12 protein-coding genes are annotated in these 17,177 nt (G+C 42.5%); 8 read left to right on the top strand and 4 right to left on the bottom strand.

The window, feature by feature from the left end; all coding sequences use genetic code 11:
• Nucleotide 1: 1 nt before the first annotated feature.
• Nucleotides 2-1,456, bottom strand: a complete 1,455-nt coding sequence (locus ACMUMQ_RS03480; RefSeq protein ID WP_414680622.1) for a circularly permuted type 2 ATP-grasp protein — start codon at nucleotides 1,454-1,456, stop codon at nucleotides 2-4.
• Nucleotides 1,457-1,794: 338 nt separating this feature from the next.
• Here ACMUMQ_RS03480 and ACMUMQ_RS03475 point away from each other — a divergent pair, with 338 nt between their 5' ends.
• From ACMUMQ_RS03475 to ACMUMQ_RS03460, 4 genes are all read left to right on the top strand, one after another.
• Complete coding sequence (locus ACMUMQ_RS03475; RefSeq protein ID WP_414680621.1) at nucleotides 1,795-2,985, top strand: FAD-dependent monooxygenase; 1,191 nt, start codon at nucleotides 1,795-1,797, stop codon at nucleotides 2,983-2,985.
• 279 nt (nucleotides 2,986-3,264) lie between these two features.
• Nucleotides 3,265-4,146: a DMT family transporter gene (locus tag ACMUMQ_RS03470; RefSeq protein ID WP_414680620.1), complete on the top strand. Its 882-nt coding sequence runs from the start codon at nucleotides 3,265-3,267 to the stop codon at nucleotides 4,144-4,146.
• Between the two features lie 265 nt (nucleotides 4,147-4,411).
• Nucleotides 4,412-5,599 carry an efflux RND transporter periplasmic adaptor subunit gene (locus tag ACMUMQ_RS03465; protein WP_414680619.1) on the top strand — a complete coding sequence of 396 codons (1,188 nt, stop codon included), beginning with the start codon at nucleotides 4,412-4,414 and terminating at the stop codon, nucleotides 5,597-5,599.
• Nucleotides 5,600-5,610: 11 nt separating this feature from the next.
• Complete coding sequence (locus ACMUMQ_RS03460; RefSeq protein ID WP_414680618.1) at nucleotides 5,611-8,748, top strand: efflux RND transporter permease subunit; 3,138 nt, start codon at nucleotides 5,611-5,613, stop codon at nucleotides 8,746-8,748.
• 90 nt (nucleotides 8,749-8,838) lie between these two features.
• On the opposite strand, the gene ACMUMQ_RS03455 is transcribed toward ACMUMQ_RS03460, so the two are convergent.
• Complete coding sequence (locus ACMUMQ_RS03455) at nucleotides 8,839-10,812, bottom strand: bifunctional diguanylate cyclase/phosphodiesterase (protein ID WP_414680617.1); 1,974 nt, start codon at nucleotides 10,810-10,812, stop codon at nucleotides 8,839-8,841.
• 266 nt (nucleotides 10,813-11,078) lie between these two features.
• Between ACMUMQ_RS03455 and ACMUMQ_RS03450 the strand changes: the two genes are divergently transcribed.
• Together ACMUMQ_RS03450 and erpA are read left to right on the top strand one after the other, a co-directional pair.
• Nucleotides 11,079-12,662, top strand: a complete 1,584-nt coding sequence (locus ACMUMQ_RS03450; RefSeq protein ID WP_414680616.1) for a peptide chain release factor 3 — start codon at nucleotides 11,079-11,081, stop codon at nucleotides 12,660-12,662.
• A 70-nt stretch (nucleotides 12,663-12,732) separates the two neighbouring features.
• A complete protein-coding gene (gene erpA, locus ACMUMQ_RS03445) occupies nucleotides 12,733-13,080 on the top strand; it encodes an iron-sulfur cluster insertion protein ErpA (protein WP_317002814.1) in 348 nt (115 codons plus the stop codon).
• Nucleotides 13,081-13,174: 94 nt separating this feature from the next.
• On the opposite strand, the gene ACMUMQ_RS03440 is transcribed toward erpA, so the two are convergent.
• Complete coding sequence (locus ACMUMQ_RS03440) at nucleotides 13,175-14,014, bottom strand: hypothetical protein (protein ID WP_414680615.1); 840 nt, start codon at nucleotides 14,012-14,014, stop codon at nucleotides 13,175-13,177.
• A 102-nt stretch (nucleotides 14,015-14,116) separates the two neighbouring features.
• Complete coding sequence (locus ACMUMQ_RS03435; RefSeq protein ID WP_317002816.1) at nucleotides 14,117-14,419, bottom strand: YhbY family RNA-binding protein; 303 nt, start codon at nucleotides 14,417-14,419, stop codon at nucleotides 14,117-14,119.
• 99 nt (nucleotides 14,420-14,518) lie between these two features.
• On the opposite strand from ACMUMQ_RS03435, the gene rlmE reads away from it, so the two are divergent.
• Nucleotides 14,519-15,139: a 23S rRNA (uridine(2552)-2'-O)-methyltransferase RlmE gene (rlmE, locus tag ACMUMQ_RS03430; protein ID WP_414680614.1), complete on the top strand. Its 621-nt coding sequence runs from the start codon at nucleotides 14,519-14,521 to the stop codon at nucleotides 15,137-15,139.
• Between the two features lie 60 nt (nucleotides 15,140-15,199).
• Complete coding sequence (ftsH, locus tag ACMUMQ_RS03425) at nucleotides 15,200-17,170, top strand: ATP-dependent zinc metalloprotease FtsH (RefSeq protein ID WP_414680613.1); 1,971 nt, start codon at nucleotides 15,200-15,202, stop codon at nucleotides 17,168-17,170.
• Nucleotides 17,171-17,177 lie beyond the last annotated feature (7 nt).

Below are 17,177 nucleotides of genomic sequence, written 5' to 3'. Positions count from 1 at the left end.
ATTATTCCCCCTTAGTGTCAACGATCCAAGTGTCTTTACTACCACCACCTTGTGACGAATTAACGACCAAGGAACCTTTTTTCATTGCGACGCGGGTCAAGCCACCCGTTGTGACATAAGAGTCTTTGGCTTGCAAAATAAACGGACGCAAATCCAAATGGCGAGGTTCTAATGTTCCTTTGGAGATTAGCGTGGGAGACGTTGATAGTTTGAGCGTAGGCTGAGCTATATAATTTCTTGGATGCTTGGTGATCAAATCTGCAAATAATGCTTGCTCTTTTTTCGTTGAGTGTGGGCCAACTAGCATGCCGTAACCACCAGATTCATTCGCAGGTTTTACTACTAATTTATCCAGATTTTCCAACACATAAGCACGTTGTTCTGGATCATCGCACAGGAAGGTTTCAACGTTTTTCAGAATTGGTTCTTCGTTTAGATAGTAACGAATAATCTCTGGAACATAAGCATAGACAACCTTGTCATCGGCTACGCCCGCACCGGGTGCATTGGCAAGAGCCACATTGCCTTTACGCCATGCGCGCATGAGCCCAGCGACACCCAAAACAGATTCTGGATCGAAGGCTTCAGGGTCAATGAAGAGGTCGTCGATACGACGGTAAATTACATCGACACGTTCTGGGCCATCAATGGTTTTCATGTAAACACAGTCATCGCTGTCGACAAACAAGTCGCTGCCTTCCACCAATTCTGCCCCCATTTGCTGAGCAAGAAAGGCGTGTTCGAAATAGGCTGAGTTATATATGCCGGGTGTTAAAACCACGATTTCTGGATTCTCAATGTCTCTAGGGGACAAAGACACCAAGGTATCAAATAATTGAGAGGTGTATGAGTCGACCGGTAGTATGGATTCGTTCTCGAATAATTCCGGTAATACACGTTTAGTGATGGCACGGTTTTCTAGCATGTAAGATACACCAGATGGGACGCGTAGGTTGTCTTCTAAAACAAAGAAATCACCATTTTCATCGCGAACTAAATCCGTGCCACAAATATGCGCCCAAACACCGTAAGCAGGTGATACGCCGACACATTCTGGTCTGAAGTTTTTGGAGTCTTTGATGATGTGTTCTGGGATGATGCCGTCTTTGATGACGTTTTGGTCGTGGTAGAGATCGTCGATGAAGAGGTTGAGTGCTTTGAGACGTTGTTTTAGTCCCGCTTCTGCTATTTTCCAGTCTGATGCTTTTATGGTTCGGGGGACAATATCAAAGGGCCATGCTCTATCTATGTTGCCTTCTTCTGTGTACACCGTGAAGCTAATGCCCATTTCTTGTATGGTGGCTTCGGCTGTTGTTCGCCTCTTTTCTAGTTCTTCTTCAGATAAGCTGTCTAAATAGCCTAAAAGTTGTTTTGCTGGTGATCTTGGTGTTCCATCTTTATCAATTAATTCATCAAAAAAATCTGATGATTGGTATTGGCTTGTTAGTGTTTCCATGTATACCTCGTTCTCTACATTATCCTGGAGGCGTGTGCTTTAATTTTGCACATGTCGGTGTACTTTTTTTGTGCGCCCGCCCCATCTTTGGGAGACGTCTTTGCTGTACAAGGTTAGACCAAGGATGGTCAAAGTATCGCTTTTATTCAATTAACATAATGACGACGCATTATTAACAATATTCAAAGCAAGGATCGCGCCATACTGTTTGTCTGTATAATGGCGAAAAATGGTTTTTCGTTTCATGATCTAGGTCTGTTTTACAGCGAAATAAATTCATTATCATGGTGCGCTTGTTCAGTTGACGCTGTTATCGCGCATTAAGAGAGGGAAGATAAGTGAGCCAAGTTAGTCGCATTATAATCGTCGGTGCTGGAATCGGTGGCTTAAGCGCTGCATTAGCGTTTGCGAAGCAGAATATCCACGTCACGGTTTTGGAACAGGCTGAGTGCTTTGGCGAGGTGGGAGCTGGATTACAGATAAGCCCAAATGCGTTAAAAGTATTGCGACACTTGGGGTTGGAAACCGAATTGAGCCAATATGCCTTTACGCCACAGCATGCTTCAATGCGTGACTATAAAACGGGTGATTACTATCTAAAAGTTCCTTTAGCGGATCAGGCCATTCATCGTTATGGTGCTCCTTATTGGCATTTGCATAGAGCAGACTTACATCGTGTATTAGTAAATGGTTGCAAGGCAGCAGGTGTTGAGTTCATCTTAAGTGCCAATATGACTCATTACGCTGAGACAGCAGAAAAGAGCGTTCAGGCTACTTTAGATGATGGTCGTACGTTGGCTGCGGATTTATTGGTAGGCGCAGACGGGATTCACTCCACTGTACGAGAACAAATGTTAGGTCATGAAAAAGCGACTTTCATGGGGCAAGTCGCGTGGCGCGGGATTGTTCCGGTCAGTGAGTTGAAGGTGAAAGTTCAGCCTGATGCGTGTGTTTGGGTTGGTCCGAATCGCCATTTCGTTAGCTATTATTTGCGTGGTGGTGAATATGTGAATTTTGTCGCAGTAGAAGAACGTGATGATTGGACTTCTGAATCATGGCGCGAGGAGGGGAATGTCGCAGAGCTTAAGCAAAGCTTTTCTGATTGGCATCCTGAAGTGACAGAGATTTTGTCTGCAGCAAGCAATAGCTTTTTATGGGCATTAAATGGTCGAGATGAGCTGCCTACTTGGCATCAAGGGCGTGTGGCATTACTCGGAGATGCTTGCCACCCTATGTTGCCTTTTATGGCGCAAGGGGCTGCTATGGCAATTGAAGATGCTTATGTTCTGGTGAAATGTGTTGCAGACCACAGGCTTTCTGATGCATTGATCGAGTATGAGAAAATCCGTAAACCACGAGCGACCAAGATTCAAAAAATGTCCAAAGCCAATGCGGGCTTGTATCACATGCACGGTGGACTTGTTGGGAAAATGAAACTTAAGGCGTTAAAAGCTGCTTCTCAATTTGCACCAGACCTCATCCAGTCAAAGTTAGATCCCGTTTATGGTTATGATGTTAATCAATTATAAAAAACATGTTTATTACTGTTTGATCAAATTTTTCTTTTAAAACAATCTGGAAACCTCAGACTTTACGGCTTTTAAATTTCCTTTTGCCAGCCATTGCTTTGGCTATTCTGTTGGGCAAAGGCAATTTAAATCAGAGTATTGAAACCTTCATATCTTGAATGTGAGAAGCTGAGTGGGCTTTTTATTCGCTTTCTTTTTCTTTCCTGTTTTTATTTCTCTTCTTATTGTTAAACTCACCGGCTTTTACCTCAGAGCGTTATTGATTACTAAGGAATTAGAGTGAGACAAGATTCTGGTTTTAAAGCTGAATGGATATTGGTTTTAGTGACGGTTTTGGCTGCTTTTGGATGGATTTTTTCCAAAGAGGCGTTAGCAGGATTGCCACCTTTGTTTTTTATGGGTGCTCGTTTTCTGATAGCGGGTTTTGTTCTGTTTCTTGTTGGGCAAAAATACTTTCGTGTTATTCAGTGGGGAGACGTCAAGCAAGCGATTATGATCGGTGCTGTGATGGGCGTTGCAATGATGAGCTGGATAACAGGTTTGGATAAAGGAACGAACCTTGGCGTTGGGGCTTTTATTACCTGTCTTGGCGTAGTGTTTGTGCCGATTATCGGTCGTTTAGTATTTGGTGTTCGTCCCCCTTTGAGTATTTGGGTTGCTTTACCAGTGGCTGTTGTTGGGTTGGCGTTTTTAGCGCTAAGCAATGGTTTGAGTTTTGAAGTGGCGCATTTATATTTCCTTGGAACGGCAATTGGTATCGCTTTTCAGCTAAACCTTCTGTCACGCTTTCTCGTTCGTATGCATGTTTTGGTGCTGACCAGTATTCAATTAAGTGCAGCGGGCGTTCTGTTGCTTTGCGTATCATTTTTGACAGAGAGCCTACCTCAGAGTGTTGAGCTAGAAGTTGTTGGATGGTTTTTCGCCAGTACATTAATTGCAACAAGTTTGCGTTATTTATTACAAACTTATGGTTTGAGTTTGACGCCTGTTAGTCACGGTGCCGTCATTATGAATTTGGAGCCTGTTTGGGCTGCGATTTTTGCTGTGCTTTGGTTTGATGAAGTAATGACAATCGGTCAGGTATTCGGGTGCTTTTTAATATTTGTTGCCATGTTGGTAAGCCGTTGGTCACAAATAAAAGGGATATTTAAGAAGCATTAATACCTTATATTAAAAAGAGTCTATTTCTCCTAAATTAATTAAAAGCTGTTTATATTGCGAGGTTGTTGGTGGTTGAATAATGGAAGAAAAAGGGAAGTTTGGCGTTTTGTTATTCAGTGGCATTAATCATGCAAAAACTTAAATCATATTAAATGCAGTAAAGTGGTCGATTTACATTCATTTACACGTTTCATCCTACATTATGGGTATGGCTATACATTATAGTTATGCCAACGATTTTTTAATTTAAAAGGAACTCAAATCAATGCTCACAAAATCAAAATACGCTTCGGGTTTTCTACTGTTAGCGCTTTTAGCGGGGTGTCAAGAAGAAGTAAAGACAGCTCCTGTGGCTCAGGCAGCTCCAAAGGTTGAAGTTGGGGTTGTAGTGATTGAACCACAACGTGTTGAATTGAAAGCTGAACTACCAGGCAGAACAACAGCAAGTTTAACCGCTGAAATTCGCCCTCAAGTAGGCGGTTTGGTTAAGCAGAGATTGTTTGATGAAGGTCAGCAAGTGAGTGCTGGCGATGTCCTTTATTTAATTGATGATTCCACTTATGTGTCTTCTTATAAGCAAGCGCAAGCGGACTTAGAGTCTGCGAACGCGACTTTGGTTTCTGCAAAGCAAACAGACGAACGTTATGCGCAGTTGCGTAAGCAAAATAACGTTTCTCAGTCTGACAGTGATGATGCTCATGTTGCTTACCTTGAAGCGGTTGCAAGCCAAAAGAAAGCAGAAGCGGCACTTGAGAGCGCTAAGATCAACTTAGAGCACACTAAAATCACCTCTCCGATTGATGGTCGCATTGGGATTTCTGAAGTGACGGTGGGGGCTTTGGTAACTGCGAGCCAGACAACGGCTCTGACAACCGTTCGTTCACTTGACCCTATTTATGTGGATTTATCACAAAGTAGTTTGGATCAGTTGAAGCAGCGTTCTTTGTTGCACACTGAAAGCCAGTTTGAAATCGGTAGCGATAAAGTGTCGCTTACTTTAGAAGATGGCACGACTTACATGTACGACGGCGAGCTGAAAGCTCGTGAAGTGAGTGTTGATGAGTCTACAGGTAGTGTTACGTTGCGAGCTGAGTTTCCAAATCCGGACAATCTATTGTTACCTGGTATGTTTGTACGTGGTGAAATCCATGAAGCGACAGACAGCAATGGTTTATTGATCCCACAAAAAGGTGTGTCTAGAGACGTTAAAGGAAAACCTTATGCCTACGTTGTGAACTCAAGTAATGTCGTAGAAAAACACATGCTGGAAATTAACCGAGCAATTGGTAACCAATGGCTTGTGACTTCCGGTGTGAGTGCTAACGATAAAGTCATTGTTCAAGGCAGTACGAAGGTGAGAACAGGCAGTGAAGTGAATCCTGTTGAAGTAATATTTGATTCGGCAACTGGCTCGTTCTCAGATAAAACTGACGCTACAGCGTCTGCAAACTAAGGAGTGTTGCAATGCTAGCTCAGTTTTTTATTAATCGACCCGTTTTTGCGTGGGTTATTTCCATCGCCATCATGCTGGCCGGTTTAGGTTCGATAACGACTTTGCCGATTTCTCAGTATCCTGATGTTGCGCCGCCTTCGGTGAGTATTTCTGCTAACTATACTGGTGCTTCGGCAGAGACGGTTGAAAACAGTGTGACGCAAATTTTAGAACAACAGCTAACTGGCTTAGATGGCTTGTTGTACTTTTCTTCTTCCAGTACATCGGCGGGTAGCTCAAGTATTACGGTGACCTTTGAACAAGGTACGGATGCGGATATTGCTCAAGTACAGGTGCAGAATAAAATCCAGCAAGTAACATCTAGCTTGCCAGAGTCCGTGCAGAACAGCGGTGTAACTGTGACTAAGTCGAATTCCGACTTTCTTTTGGTGGCGGCTATTTACGACGAAACAGACACAGATTCTGCTTACGATATTTCTGATTTTTTAACATCAAGCATTGAAGACGCTGTCGCCCGTGTAGACGGTGTTGGTAGCATACGTGTCTTTGGTTCTGAATATTCCATGAGAGTCTGGATGGACCCTCTGAAGCTTGCTTCATACAACTTGATGCCATCGGATATCTCTTCAGCTATCAGTTCTCAGAATACTCAAGTAGCTGCAGGTAGTATTGGTTCTTATCCTGTTATCAATGGCCAAGAGTTGAACGCTACTGTGACAGCGCAATCCAAGCTGCAAACAGTGGAAGAGTTCGAAAACATCATATTGGCGTATGACGACAGTGGTGCGACAGTGCGCTTGAGTGATGTAGCGAAGGTTGAGATTGGCAGTGAGTCTTATGACAACATTGGTCGCTTAAATGGCCATCCTGCTTCTGGTCTTGCTGTGATGCTGTCTTCAGGGGCGAATGCCTTGTCTACTTCGGAAGGCGTTAAAGCTGTTCTTTCGCAGATGCAAGCTGATTTTCCAGATGGTTATAAATTAGCTTATCCAGTAGATAACACTTCGTTCATTAAAATCTCCATTGAAGAGGTGGTAAAAACATTATTTGAAGCCATCGCTTTGGTGGTCATTGTTATGTTTATTTTCCTTCAAAACTGGCGCGCGACCTTGATTCCTGCAATCGCTGTTCCTGTGGTTTTGTTAGGTGTTTTTGGTGTTTTAGATGTATTCGGTTTCTCGATTAATACCTTAACCATGTTTGGTATTGTATTGTCCATTGGTCTGCTGGTGGACGATGCCATCGTTGTGGTAGAAAACGTCGAGCGGGTGATGGCCGAAGAAAATCTATCTCCTAAAGAAGCAACGAAAAAATCCATGAAGGAAATTACCAGTGCCTTGATCGGTATTGCGGTCGTTTTGTCTGCGGTATTTTTACCTATGGCTTTCTTCAGTGGTTCTGCTGGTGTGATTTATCGCCAATTCTCTGTGACTATTGTTGCGGCAATGACACTTTCAGTCATTGTTGCGCTGACATTAACGCCCGCTTTGTGTGCGACTTTATTAAAGCCGAATCATGAAGCGTCTAAGAAAGGTTTGTCTGGTTGGTTTAACCGAAACTTCGACCGTGCAACGGATTCTTACTCGAATCGTGTTTCTCGCTTGATTAGACAGCCAATCCGTTGGTTCCTTGGGTACGGGATTATTGTTGGGGCATTAAGTTATTTGATGACGAACTTGCCAACAGGCTTCCTGCCTACGGAAGACCAAGGTCGAGTGATTGTGATGGTGTCTTTGCCTGAAGGTGCGTCTCTTGCTCGTACGAACGAAGTTATGAGAAAAGTAGAAGATCATTTCTTAGTGGCAGAAAAAGATAACGTAAGTAACTTGTTTACAGTGTCTGGTTTTAACTTTATGGGTACTGGGCAAAATGCTGGTTTGGCGTTTGTAGCCTTAAAAGATTGGGATCTTCGAACCGAGCCTCAACAAAGTGCTGGTGCCATTGTTGGCCGCTCTTATGGTGCTTTTGCTAGTATCCGAGATGCTCAGATTTTCTCTTTGATTCCACCTTCTATTCGCGGATTAGGTCAAACTAATGGCTTCACATTCCAGTTGTTAGCTTCTGGCAATACCGATCGTGAAACTTTAAAAGAAATGCGTGATCAGTTGTTGGTTGATGCCCGCACGAGTCCTTTATTGTCTGGTGTGCGTTTGGGTAGTATCACTGAAGCACCACAGCTTCATATAGATATTGACCAAGAAAAAGCGTCTGCTTTGGGCTTATCTATGTCTGACATAACGTCTACTTTGAGTAGTGCTTGGGCGAGTAGTTATGTGAATGACTTTATTGATCGTGGTCGCGTTAAGACGGTTTATATTCAAGGTGAGGCGAAATATCGCTCTTCTCCTGAAGACTTGCAGCATTGGTATATTCGAGGTGCTGACAATACCATGACGCCTATGTCTGCATTCGCGACAAGTGAATGGACTTATGGACCAAAAAGTTTAAGCCGATTCAATGGTTCAGCTTCCTATCAGATTGAAGGTGCTGGCGCGGATGGTGTGAGCTCGGGTGTTGCAATGGATGAAATCCAGCGTTTGTCAGATGCTATGCCTGCAGGATCGTCTGGTGCTTGGAGTGGTTTGTCTTACCAAGAGCGATTATCTAGTGGTCAAACACAGATTTTGTACACGATTTCTATTCTGGTTGTCTTCCTGTGTCTTGCTGCTTTATATGAAAGTTGGACGGTTCCGTTCTCTGTGATTTTGGTTATTCCGCTGGGTGTGATCGGTGCTGCGGCTGCAGCGCATCTTCGAGGATTGGAGAACGATATTTACTTTCAGGTAGCCTTATTGACGACGATCGGTTTATCCTCGAAGAACGCCATTCTTATTGTTGAGTTTGCTGAAGCGGCTTACAGTAAAGGAGCAAGTGCGTGGGATGCGGCGGTGGAAGCAGCACGTTTGCGTTTGCGTCCAATCATTATGACTTCGATGGCGTTCATTGTAGGTACATTGCCTTTGGCTCTGTCTTCTGGCGCGGGTGCAAATAGCCGAATCTCAATCGGTTCTGGTATTGTGGGTGGTACTTTGACAGCTACTTTATTAGCAATCTTCTTTGTGCCTTTGTTCTTTGTCGCTGTTCGCCGTTTATTTCCTAAGCGTAAAGAGGCTGAGGGAGCAGAGGTAATAGAAAGTAAACACGACTAAACCTGTTTAGTTAGATGTTAAAAAGGAGCCTAGACCTTGTTGGTCTGGCTCCTTTTTTTATGGTAAGTGCTTTGTCGAGGAATGGCTTGATTATACTTCGTTGATGTTTTGCTGAAGTAGCACAGCCAGTTGTTTCTTGTTAATGGGTTTACTGAAGTAAAACCCTTGGAATATTAATATACCAAGTGCTTTTAACTGTTCTAGTTGTTCTTTCTCTTCCACCCCTTCTGATACGACTTTGAGATTGAAATTGCTGGCGAGGCCTATAATGGATTTCAGCATGATGTAAGCTTGCGGATCTGTGTTCATGTCTTGTATGAAAGATCTGTCAATTTTGATCTCATCGATAGGGAGAGATCTAAGGTAGCTTAAGGAAGAAAAGCCAGTGCCGAAGTCATCTAATGAAATGGATAGACCATATTCTTTAAGTTGATTTAGTTTCTCAGTTGCATCGTTGATATCGCGGATGAGGACAGACTCTGTCACTTCTAAAATCAATTTTGTTTGGTTGATGGTATGAGACTCTATAACCTGTATAAAGTCTTCTACGAAAGAGTCTTGCCAAATTTGTTTTGCACTTAAGTTTACGGATATTTCTAGATGTTCTGTTTCTGGCGAAGACTGCCACTCTTTTAATTGCTGGCAGGCTTGCTCTAATACGAGCTTTCCAATAGGCAAAATCATATTGCTTTCTTCTGCCATTTCCATAAAAGCAGCGGGTGCGAGTGTGCCTAATTCTGGATGCTCCCAACGAACCAGAGCTTCCGCTCCGATGATTTTATGGTGAACCGAATACTTGGGTTGTAGATAGATACAGAAATCTTGATTAAGAACGGATTGATGTAGGCTTTTTTGTAACTCGACAGTGTATTGGAGATCGTCTGTCATATTGTTGTCGAAAATGACTGCGGAGTTGCCACCATGAGCTTTTGCTCGATACAAGGCGATATCGGCTAGCTGCAATAACTTTTCAGTCGGTAGCTCATTAGACTTAAAGACAATTCCACCGATACTGGTTGTGATGGCGTATTTTATTTGAATGTCTTGCACATCGCTTTTTAATTCCATAGGTGCGGAAAGGTTTTGTATTAGCTGATTCGCATAGTCTTTCGCTAGATTGGATGTCGTCGCTTGGTTTGTATTGAGGGCGGGGAAAAGAACGGCAAATTCATCGCCACCAAACCGTGATACAGTGGTATTCGGCTGTTTGTTGACGGTTAATCTATGTGCTATCTCCTCTAAAAGCTTATCGCCCATGTGATGGCCATAGCTGTCATTTAATAGCTTGAATCGATCTAAATCTAAAAAGAGAAGGACACTGTAATGATTGTTTTGTTGGATTGGTATTGCTGTATTTGCTAAAGCGTTTTCAAAATAAATGCGGTTCGCAAGCCCAGTTAATTGATCATAGTAAGCAAATTTAGAAACCATTTCTTGGTTTTGTTTCTTCGCTGTAATATCTAGGCTGAGGCCTACAATCCAAACTGGGTTATTTTCTTCGTCATATTCGGTGATACTTGCTCTATCCCAAACCCAAATAATTTTTCCATCGGGATGTTTTAATCTGTATTCGAGGTTAAAGGGGATATTGTGTTGGAGGAGTTTTTCAATTTCCTTGTAAACTTTTTCTTTATCTTCTGGGAAGACGCAGTTATCAAAGTCTTCGAATGATTGTTGCTCTTTTCCTGTGCCACAAATAAGAGTCCATTGTTTATTGTGAAGTACCTCGTCTGTTTGAGGGTTCCACTTCCACAAACCTTCTTCAGAAATTTCTAAAGCATGCTCTAAGTTAGCGTTGTTTTTATCAGATTCTTCTTTTAATTGGGTTATTGTTGCGATTTGCGCAGTAATTTCTGAGTGCTTGTTAGACTGCTTTTTTATGATTGCGATTAAATAGCTAATGCCAATAATGGAGGTGAAAAGTGTGAGGGAGATATTTAGAAGTAGGTGGCTGCCTATTGGTAGTAGCAGATTAATAAAAATCAAAAAAGAAGAAGTTGTCGTCGCTAAAAAACATGTCGATAGAAATATTGTTTTCCAGCTTAGGCTGGTGGTATTCAGCATATAAAAAACCTTGGTCCGTCGCGGTGTTTATAATTCCATCATAAAGGGATTTTTTTATATTGGTAGATGAATTTTGATCTTTTGTTTACTTTTTAGTGTTTGTTTGTATCTACATGGTTTGCTTAAAGTGTGTCTGTGTATGCTTTCTGGACTGCATTGATTGTGTATAAGTTGAAAATCAGCGAAAATAGCGCCAATTATTTTAACCTCACTTTTACGTACCCTTTTTTAGGGTGCGTCTTATGCACAGTAGAAGATCATTTATCATGTCTCAAGAGTTTATCGATCAAGTCGAGCAGCGTCGCACCTTTGCGATTATTTCCCACCCTGATGCGGGTAAAACCACCATTACTGAGAAGCTTTTGTTGCTTGGTCAGTTGATTCAAACAGCAGGTTCGGTGAAAGGGCGCAAAGGCGACAAACATGCGACATCTGACTGGATGGCGATGGAGAAGCAGCGTGGTATTTCGATTACCTCTTCTGTGATGCAGTTTCCCTATAAAGACCGCATGGTGAACCTACTTGATACGCCTGGACACGAAGACTTCTCGGAAGATACGTATCGTACTTTAACAGCCGTTGACTCTGTTTTGATGGTTATTGATGGCGCGAAAGGTGTCGAGGATCGAACCATCAAGTTAATGGATGTTTGTCGCCTTCGCGATACACCAATCCTTACCTTCATCAATAAAATGGACCGAGATATTCGTGATCCGATTGAACTGTTAGATGAAGTGGAAGATGTATTAAAAATTGCTGCCGCGCCGATTACTTGGCCTATTGGTATGAGTGATTTCTTTAAAGGGGTTTATAACCTTTATACAGATACGATTCATGTTTTTGTACGCGGTCGCGGTCACACCTTGATGGATGATGTTCGTATTGAAGGCTTGGAGTCTGATGAAGCGAAAGAACTGCTTGGTGATGATTGGGAAGCTTACATGGAAGAAATCGAGCTTGTTCGTGGTGCGAGCCACGAGTTTGAACTTGACGCTTATTTGGCTGGCGAATTGACACCAGTTTTCTTTGGTACGGCTTTGTCCAACTTTGGTGTTCGTGAAATGTTGGATGGATTTGTTGAGTGGGCGCCATCACCAGTTGCTCGTGAAACCAATTCACGTGAGGTTTCTGCATTAGAAGAAAAATTCTCAGGCTTTATCTTTAAAATCCAAGCCAATATGGACCCAAAACACCGAGATCGTATTGCCTTTATGCGAGTTTGTTCTGGTACTTACAGTCGCGGAATGAAAATGCGCCATTGTCGTTTGGGCAAAGACATTAAGGTGACGGATGCGGTGTCTTTTACCGCGGGTGATCGAGACGGCGTTGAAGAAGCATTTTCGGGCGACATTATCGGTTTGCATAACCACGGTACAATTCAGATTGGTGACACCTTTACAGAAGGTGAGGATCTTAAATTTACGGGTATTCCTCACTTTGCTCCTGAACTTTTCCGTCGTGTACGACTGAAAGATCCGATGAAGATGAAAGCGCTTCAAAAAGGTTTACAGCAGCTTTCTGAAGAGGGTTCTACTCAATTGTTTATGCCGCAACGTAACAATGAACTTATTGTTGGGGCGGTTGGTCAATTGCAATATGAAGTAGTTGCTTATCGTCTAAAGGATGAATACAAAGTGGAATGTATTTACGAAGCCGTGAATGTTAATACGGCTCGCTGGGTTGAGTGTGATGATCCGAAGAAGTTCGAAGAGTTTAAGAATAAGTGTCGTGATAATTTAGCGATTGATGGTGGCGGTCATTTAACTTACTTGGCGCCAACACGAGTGAACTTAATGATGGCTGAAGAAAAATGGCCTGATGTTCGATTCCGCTCTACTCGTGAACATTGATTAATACTTGACTAAAATACTTGGTTAAGAAGATAATTCGGTCATTCAAAATAGTTATTATGGTGTCAAAATGAGTAGTGTTGAATCAGTAGATCCTATTGAGTTTACAGAGGCGGCGGCTGCGAAGTTGAAATCTTTGGTTGAGGAAGAAGAAAACGACCGTCTTAAGTTGCGTGTATATGTGACTGGTGGCGGGTGTTCTGGCTTTCAATATGGTTTTACTTTCGATGAAGAGTATCAAGAAGACGATACGGAAGTGAAACGCGATGGCGTTAGTTTGGTGGTTGATCCTCTGAGTTTTCAATACCTAGTTGGTTCGGAAGTGGACTATAAAGAAAATTTAGAAGGCTCTCGATTTACAGTGCAAAACCCAAATGCCACATCAACTTGCGGTTGTGGTGCGAGTTTCAGTATTTAGTATTTCTATCTGACTTTCTCTTGTTTAATGTGAAAAAGCCCTTTGCTTATGCAAAGGGCTTTTTCATTTTTTGGCTACCTCAATTGCTAATAAGTTAGGCCTTTGTGTAGATGTTACTGGCTTGGAGGTATCTTTCATCACTGCTCATGGTGCTGCTATCTAGCGGTTTGTAATGGGCAACAAAGAGTAAGCCGATCTCTTTGTCTCCTAATGCAACAGGCGTTAAGACGTGATTTTTTGCACGCCAAATTCTTAAACCCGAGGTGTTGGACGGGTCTTGGTTTGCAGAGATTTTGCTCTGGTTTATATGTGAATACAGAGGTGATAGTTGGTCAGGCTCGCCATCTTGATCGAGCAAAATATGATAATGAGTCAGTTGCTGTGATAAGAAATCAGGTGAATAAGGCGTGTTTAGTACTGGTAACCAACTCTCTTTTGGCAGTGTATGGAACAAGCTGTGTGTTTCTGGTGAGCCATGGTGAGGAGACATTAATAATGTCATCTCAATTGGTATGCCATAAGCAGGCTTTACTGGAATATGGAAAATTAACTGTTTGGCTGGTGGTTGCTTATGTATTTCTGGCTCGATGTAGCCAGCGGTTCTTTGCGTATTTTCTGCTCTTACTGGTGGTACCTGTAAAAAAAGTTTCCAGTCTTTTGAATCTAAAGAAAGTTCTTCTGGTGAGTGTAGGTGTAGCTTTGTGCCCATTGTATGGCTCAAAACATGTTCGATAAGATTAGCAAACACACTTGCAGGGGCGGTTAGTTGAGTTTTTTCATGGCTATCAAGATGTATTTCTTTAACTTGATTGCCTGCTGAACTCAAATCAACAGAGTCTTTATGGCTGATGGTAGGGCGTTTTCTTTCCCTACTGATCAGCTTTTTTCCACTCGATTGAGGGTTGGCTTTATTGATTGCCTCTATAAATAACATGGTCCGGCTCCTGTGATAGCTGTCAAAGGTATCGGCCGAAATCTAGAGGAGTTTAGAGATAGTCGTTTTTTTTGAGCAAAAAGACCATCTCTTATGCCGTAATTAACGTAGTAAGTTAGATAGCTTTGGATTTGGCTCTAGGGCTGCGCGATAAAAAAGTGCGACTTTGCCAATCGTTTGAACGGTTTCACATTTCATTATTTTGCTAATTTCAGCGATTAATGCAGTGCGTACATCACGATCTGCAATGCTAATGCGTACTTTGATAAGCTCATGATCTTCAAGAGCACGGTCTACTTCTGTTAATACTGTTTCAGTTAAGCCGTTGCCCGCTATCATGACGACTGGGTTAAGGGCGTGTCCGATTAGACGATATTGCTTTTTTTGGGCGTTTGTAATGCTCATAGTAAAATTTTCTCATATTAGTTGACCCTCTTTATTGGAGGCTTTAGAGGTTAAGCGATATTATAGCGGAATATAGACTGATTTAGGTATGATGAAAACGTGGCAAGATCAAAAAGTAGTAATAGTTGGATGAAGGAACATTTTGATGATCCTTATGTCAAAAAATCCCAGCAAGATGGTTATCGTTCTAGAGCAAGCTATAAGCTGATAGAAATTAACGATAAGGATAAGCTGTTTCGACCCGCAATGCGTGTGGTAGATTTAGGAGCAGCTCCAGGAGGTTGGTCTCAAATTGCAGCTAAGCTTGTGGGAGACAAGGGTACGATTATTGCGTCTGATATTTTGGAAATGGCGCCACTGCCTGGTGTGACGTTTGTTCAGGGGGATTTTACTGAGCAAGAAGTTTACGAAGCCATCTTGGTTGAAATGGGTGATGAAAAAGCAGATCTTGTAATTTCAGATATGGCCCCCAATATGAGTGGTAACAGTTCTTCAGATCAGCCGCAGGCTATGTATCTTGTAGAGCTTGCTTTGGATATGGCGGCTCAAGTGCTACGTCCAGGTGGAAACTTTTTGGTTAAAGTGTTTCAGGGTGAGGGGTTTGAAGAATACCTCAAAGCCATGCGGGCTCAATTTTCGTCTGTAGTAACACGGAAACCAGATGCATCGCGAGCGAGAAGTCGCGAAGTTTATTTATTAGGAAGACAATATAAAGGTTAATCGAACATGTTCTGATACTATTGTCAGATACATTAAAAATAACCGTTTAGAGGTGTGCTCTTGAACGACATGATGAAAAATATACTGTTGTGGTTAGTTATTGCAGCTGTACTGCTAACAGTTTTTAACAATTTTAATACTCCGGCTGAAACAAATCGAATTACCTATTCTGAATTCGTGAAAGAGGTTCAAGACGGCCGTATCGCAAAAGTAACTGTTGATGGCTATATCATCAGCGGTAACAGAACGAGCGGTGATTCGTTTGATACTGTTCGTCCTGCTGCTGCAGACCCTAAAATAATGGATGATTTGCTGAACAATAATGTTGTTGTTGAAGGGCGTTTGCCTGAGCAAACAAGCATTTGGACTCAGTTGCTTGTAGCGAGTTTTCCTATTCTGCTTATTCTTGCCATCTTTATGTTCTTTATGCGCCAAATGCAAGGCGGTGGCGGTGGTAAGGGCGGGCCAATGTCTTTTGGTAAGTCTAAAGCACGTTTATTACCAGAAGATCAGATTAAAACAACCTTTGCTGACGTTGCTGGTTGTGATGAAGCGAAAGAAGACACTGAAGAGTTGGTCGACTTTTTGAGAGAGCCAAGTAAGTTTCAGCGCTTAGGTGGTAAAATTCCACGCGGTATTTTGATGTGTGGTCCTCCAGGTACAGGTAAGACTTTGCTTGCAAAAGCGATTGCTGGTGAAGCGAAAGTGCCTTTCTTTACGATCTCTGGTTCTGACTTCGTTGAAATGTTTGTTGGTGTGGGTGCGTCTCGTGTACGCGACATGTTTGAACAAGCTAAGAAACATGCACCTTGCATTATCTTCATTGATGAGATCGATGCAGTAGGTCGTAACCGTGGTTCCGGTATGGGCGGCGGTAATGATGAGCGTGAGCAAACATTGAACCAGTTGTTGGTTGAAATGGACGGCTTTGAAGGTAACGAAGGTATTATTGTTATCGCGGCAACTAACCGCCCTGACGTATTGGATCCAGCGTTATTGCGTCCTGGCCGTTTTGATCGTCAGGTGCAGGTAGGTTTGCCAGACATTCGTGGCCGTGAACAAATTCTTAAAGTGCATTTGCGTAAAGTGCCTTGCGATGATGATGTTGAGCCAAAAAACATTGCTCGTGGTACACCGGGTTTCTCTGGTGCTGATCTTGCTAACCTAGTAAACGAAGCGGCATTGTTTGCTGCTCGCTCTAATCGCCGTTTGGTGAATATGGAACAACTTGAATTAGCTAAAGATAAAATCCTCATGGGCGCAGAGCGTAAAACCATGGTGATGAGCGATAAAGAAAAATTAAATACGGCATATCATGAAGCGGGTCATACTATTATTGGTTACTTGGTTCCTGAACATGATCCTGTGTATAAAGTATCTATTATCCCTCGTGGTCGTGCTCTGGGTGTTACCATGTATTTGCCCGAAGAAGATAAGTACAGTGTCAGTAAGATCGGTCTGGAAAGCCAAGTGTGTAGCTTATATGGTGGACGTATTGCCGAAGAAATGATTCATGGATTTGACGGTGTTTCTACTGGTGCATCTAATGATATTGAGCGTGCAACTAGCATTGCTCGTAACATGGTTACTAAGTGGGGCTTGTCTGAAAAGCTTGGTCCATACGCATACGAAGAAGATGAAAACAGCGGTAGCTACATTTCAGGTCCTACTGGAAGTAAAGCGAACTATTTCTCACCAGAAACTGGCAAAGTAATAGATGCTGAAGTTCAAGATATCATTACTCGTTGTTATGCTAAAGCGACTGAAATATTGCATGAAAACCGCTCTAAACTGGATGTTATGGCTGAAGCCTTAATGCAGTATGAAACAATCGATGCGAAGCAAATTAAAGAAATCATGGATGGCAAAAAGCCATCTGCGCCAGAAGGTTGGACGGATCCAGGTTCTACACCGCCAAAGGGTGATGCGTCTGTTGAACCTACAAGTGAGACGGAATCGTCTTCTGTAGATGTTTCATCAGATGATTTAGATGCAAATCCAAATCAAGCATCTAAACCTTTGGGTGAATAATTTGTAT

This window comes from Marinomonas algae (genome assembly GCF_047525555.1).
Lineage (GTDB): Bacteria > Pseudomonadota > Gammaproteobacteria > Pseudomonadales > Marinomonadaceae > Marinomonas.
Note: the sequence above shows the minus strand (reverse complement) of the source record. Positions and strands in the feature narration are given on the sequence as shown.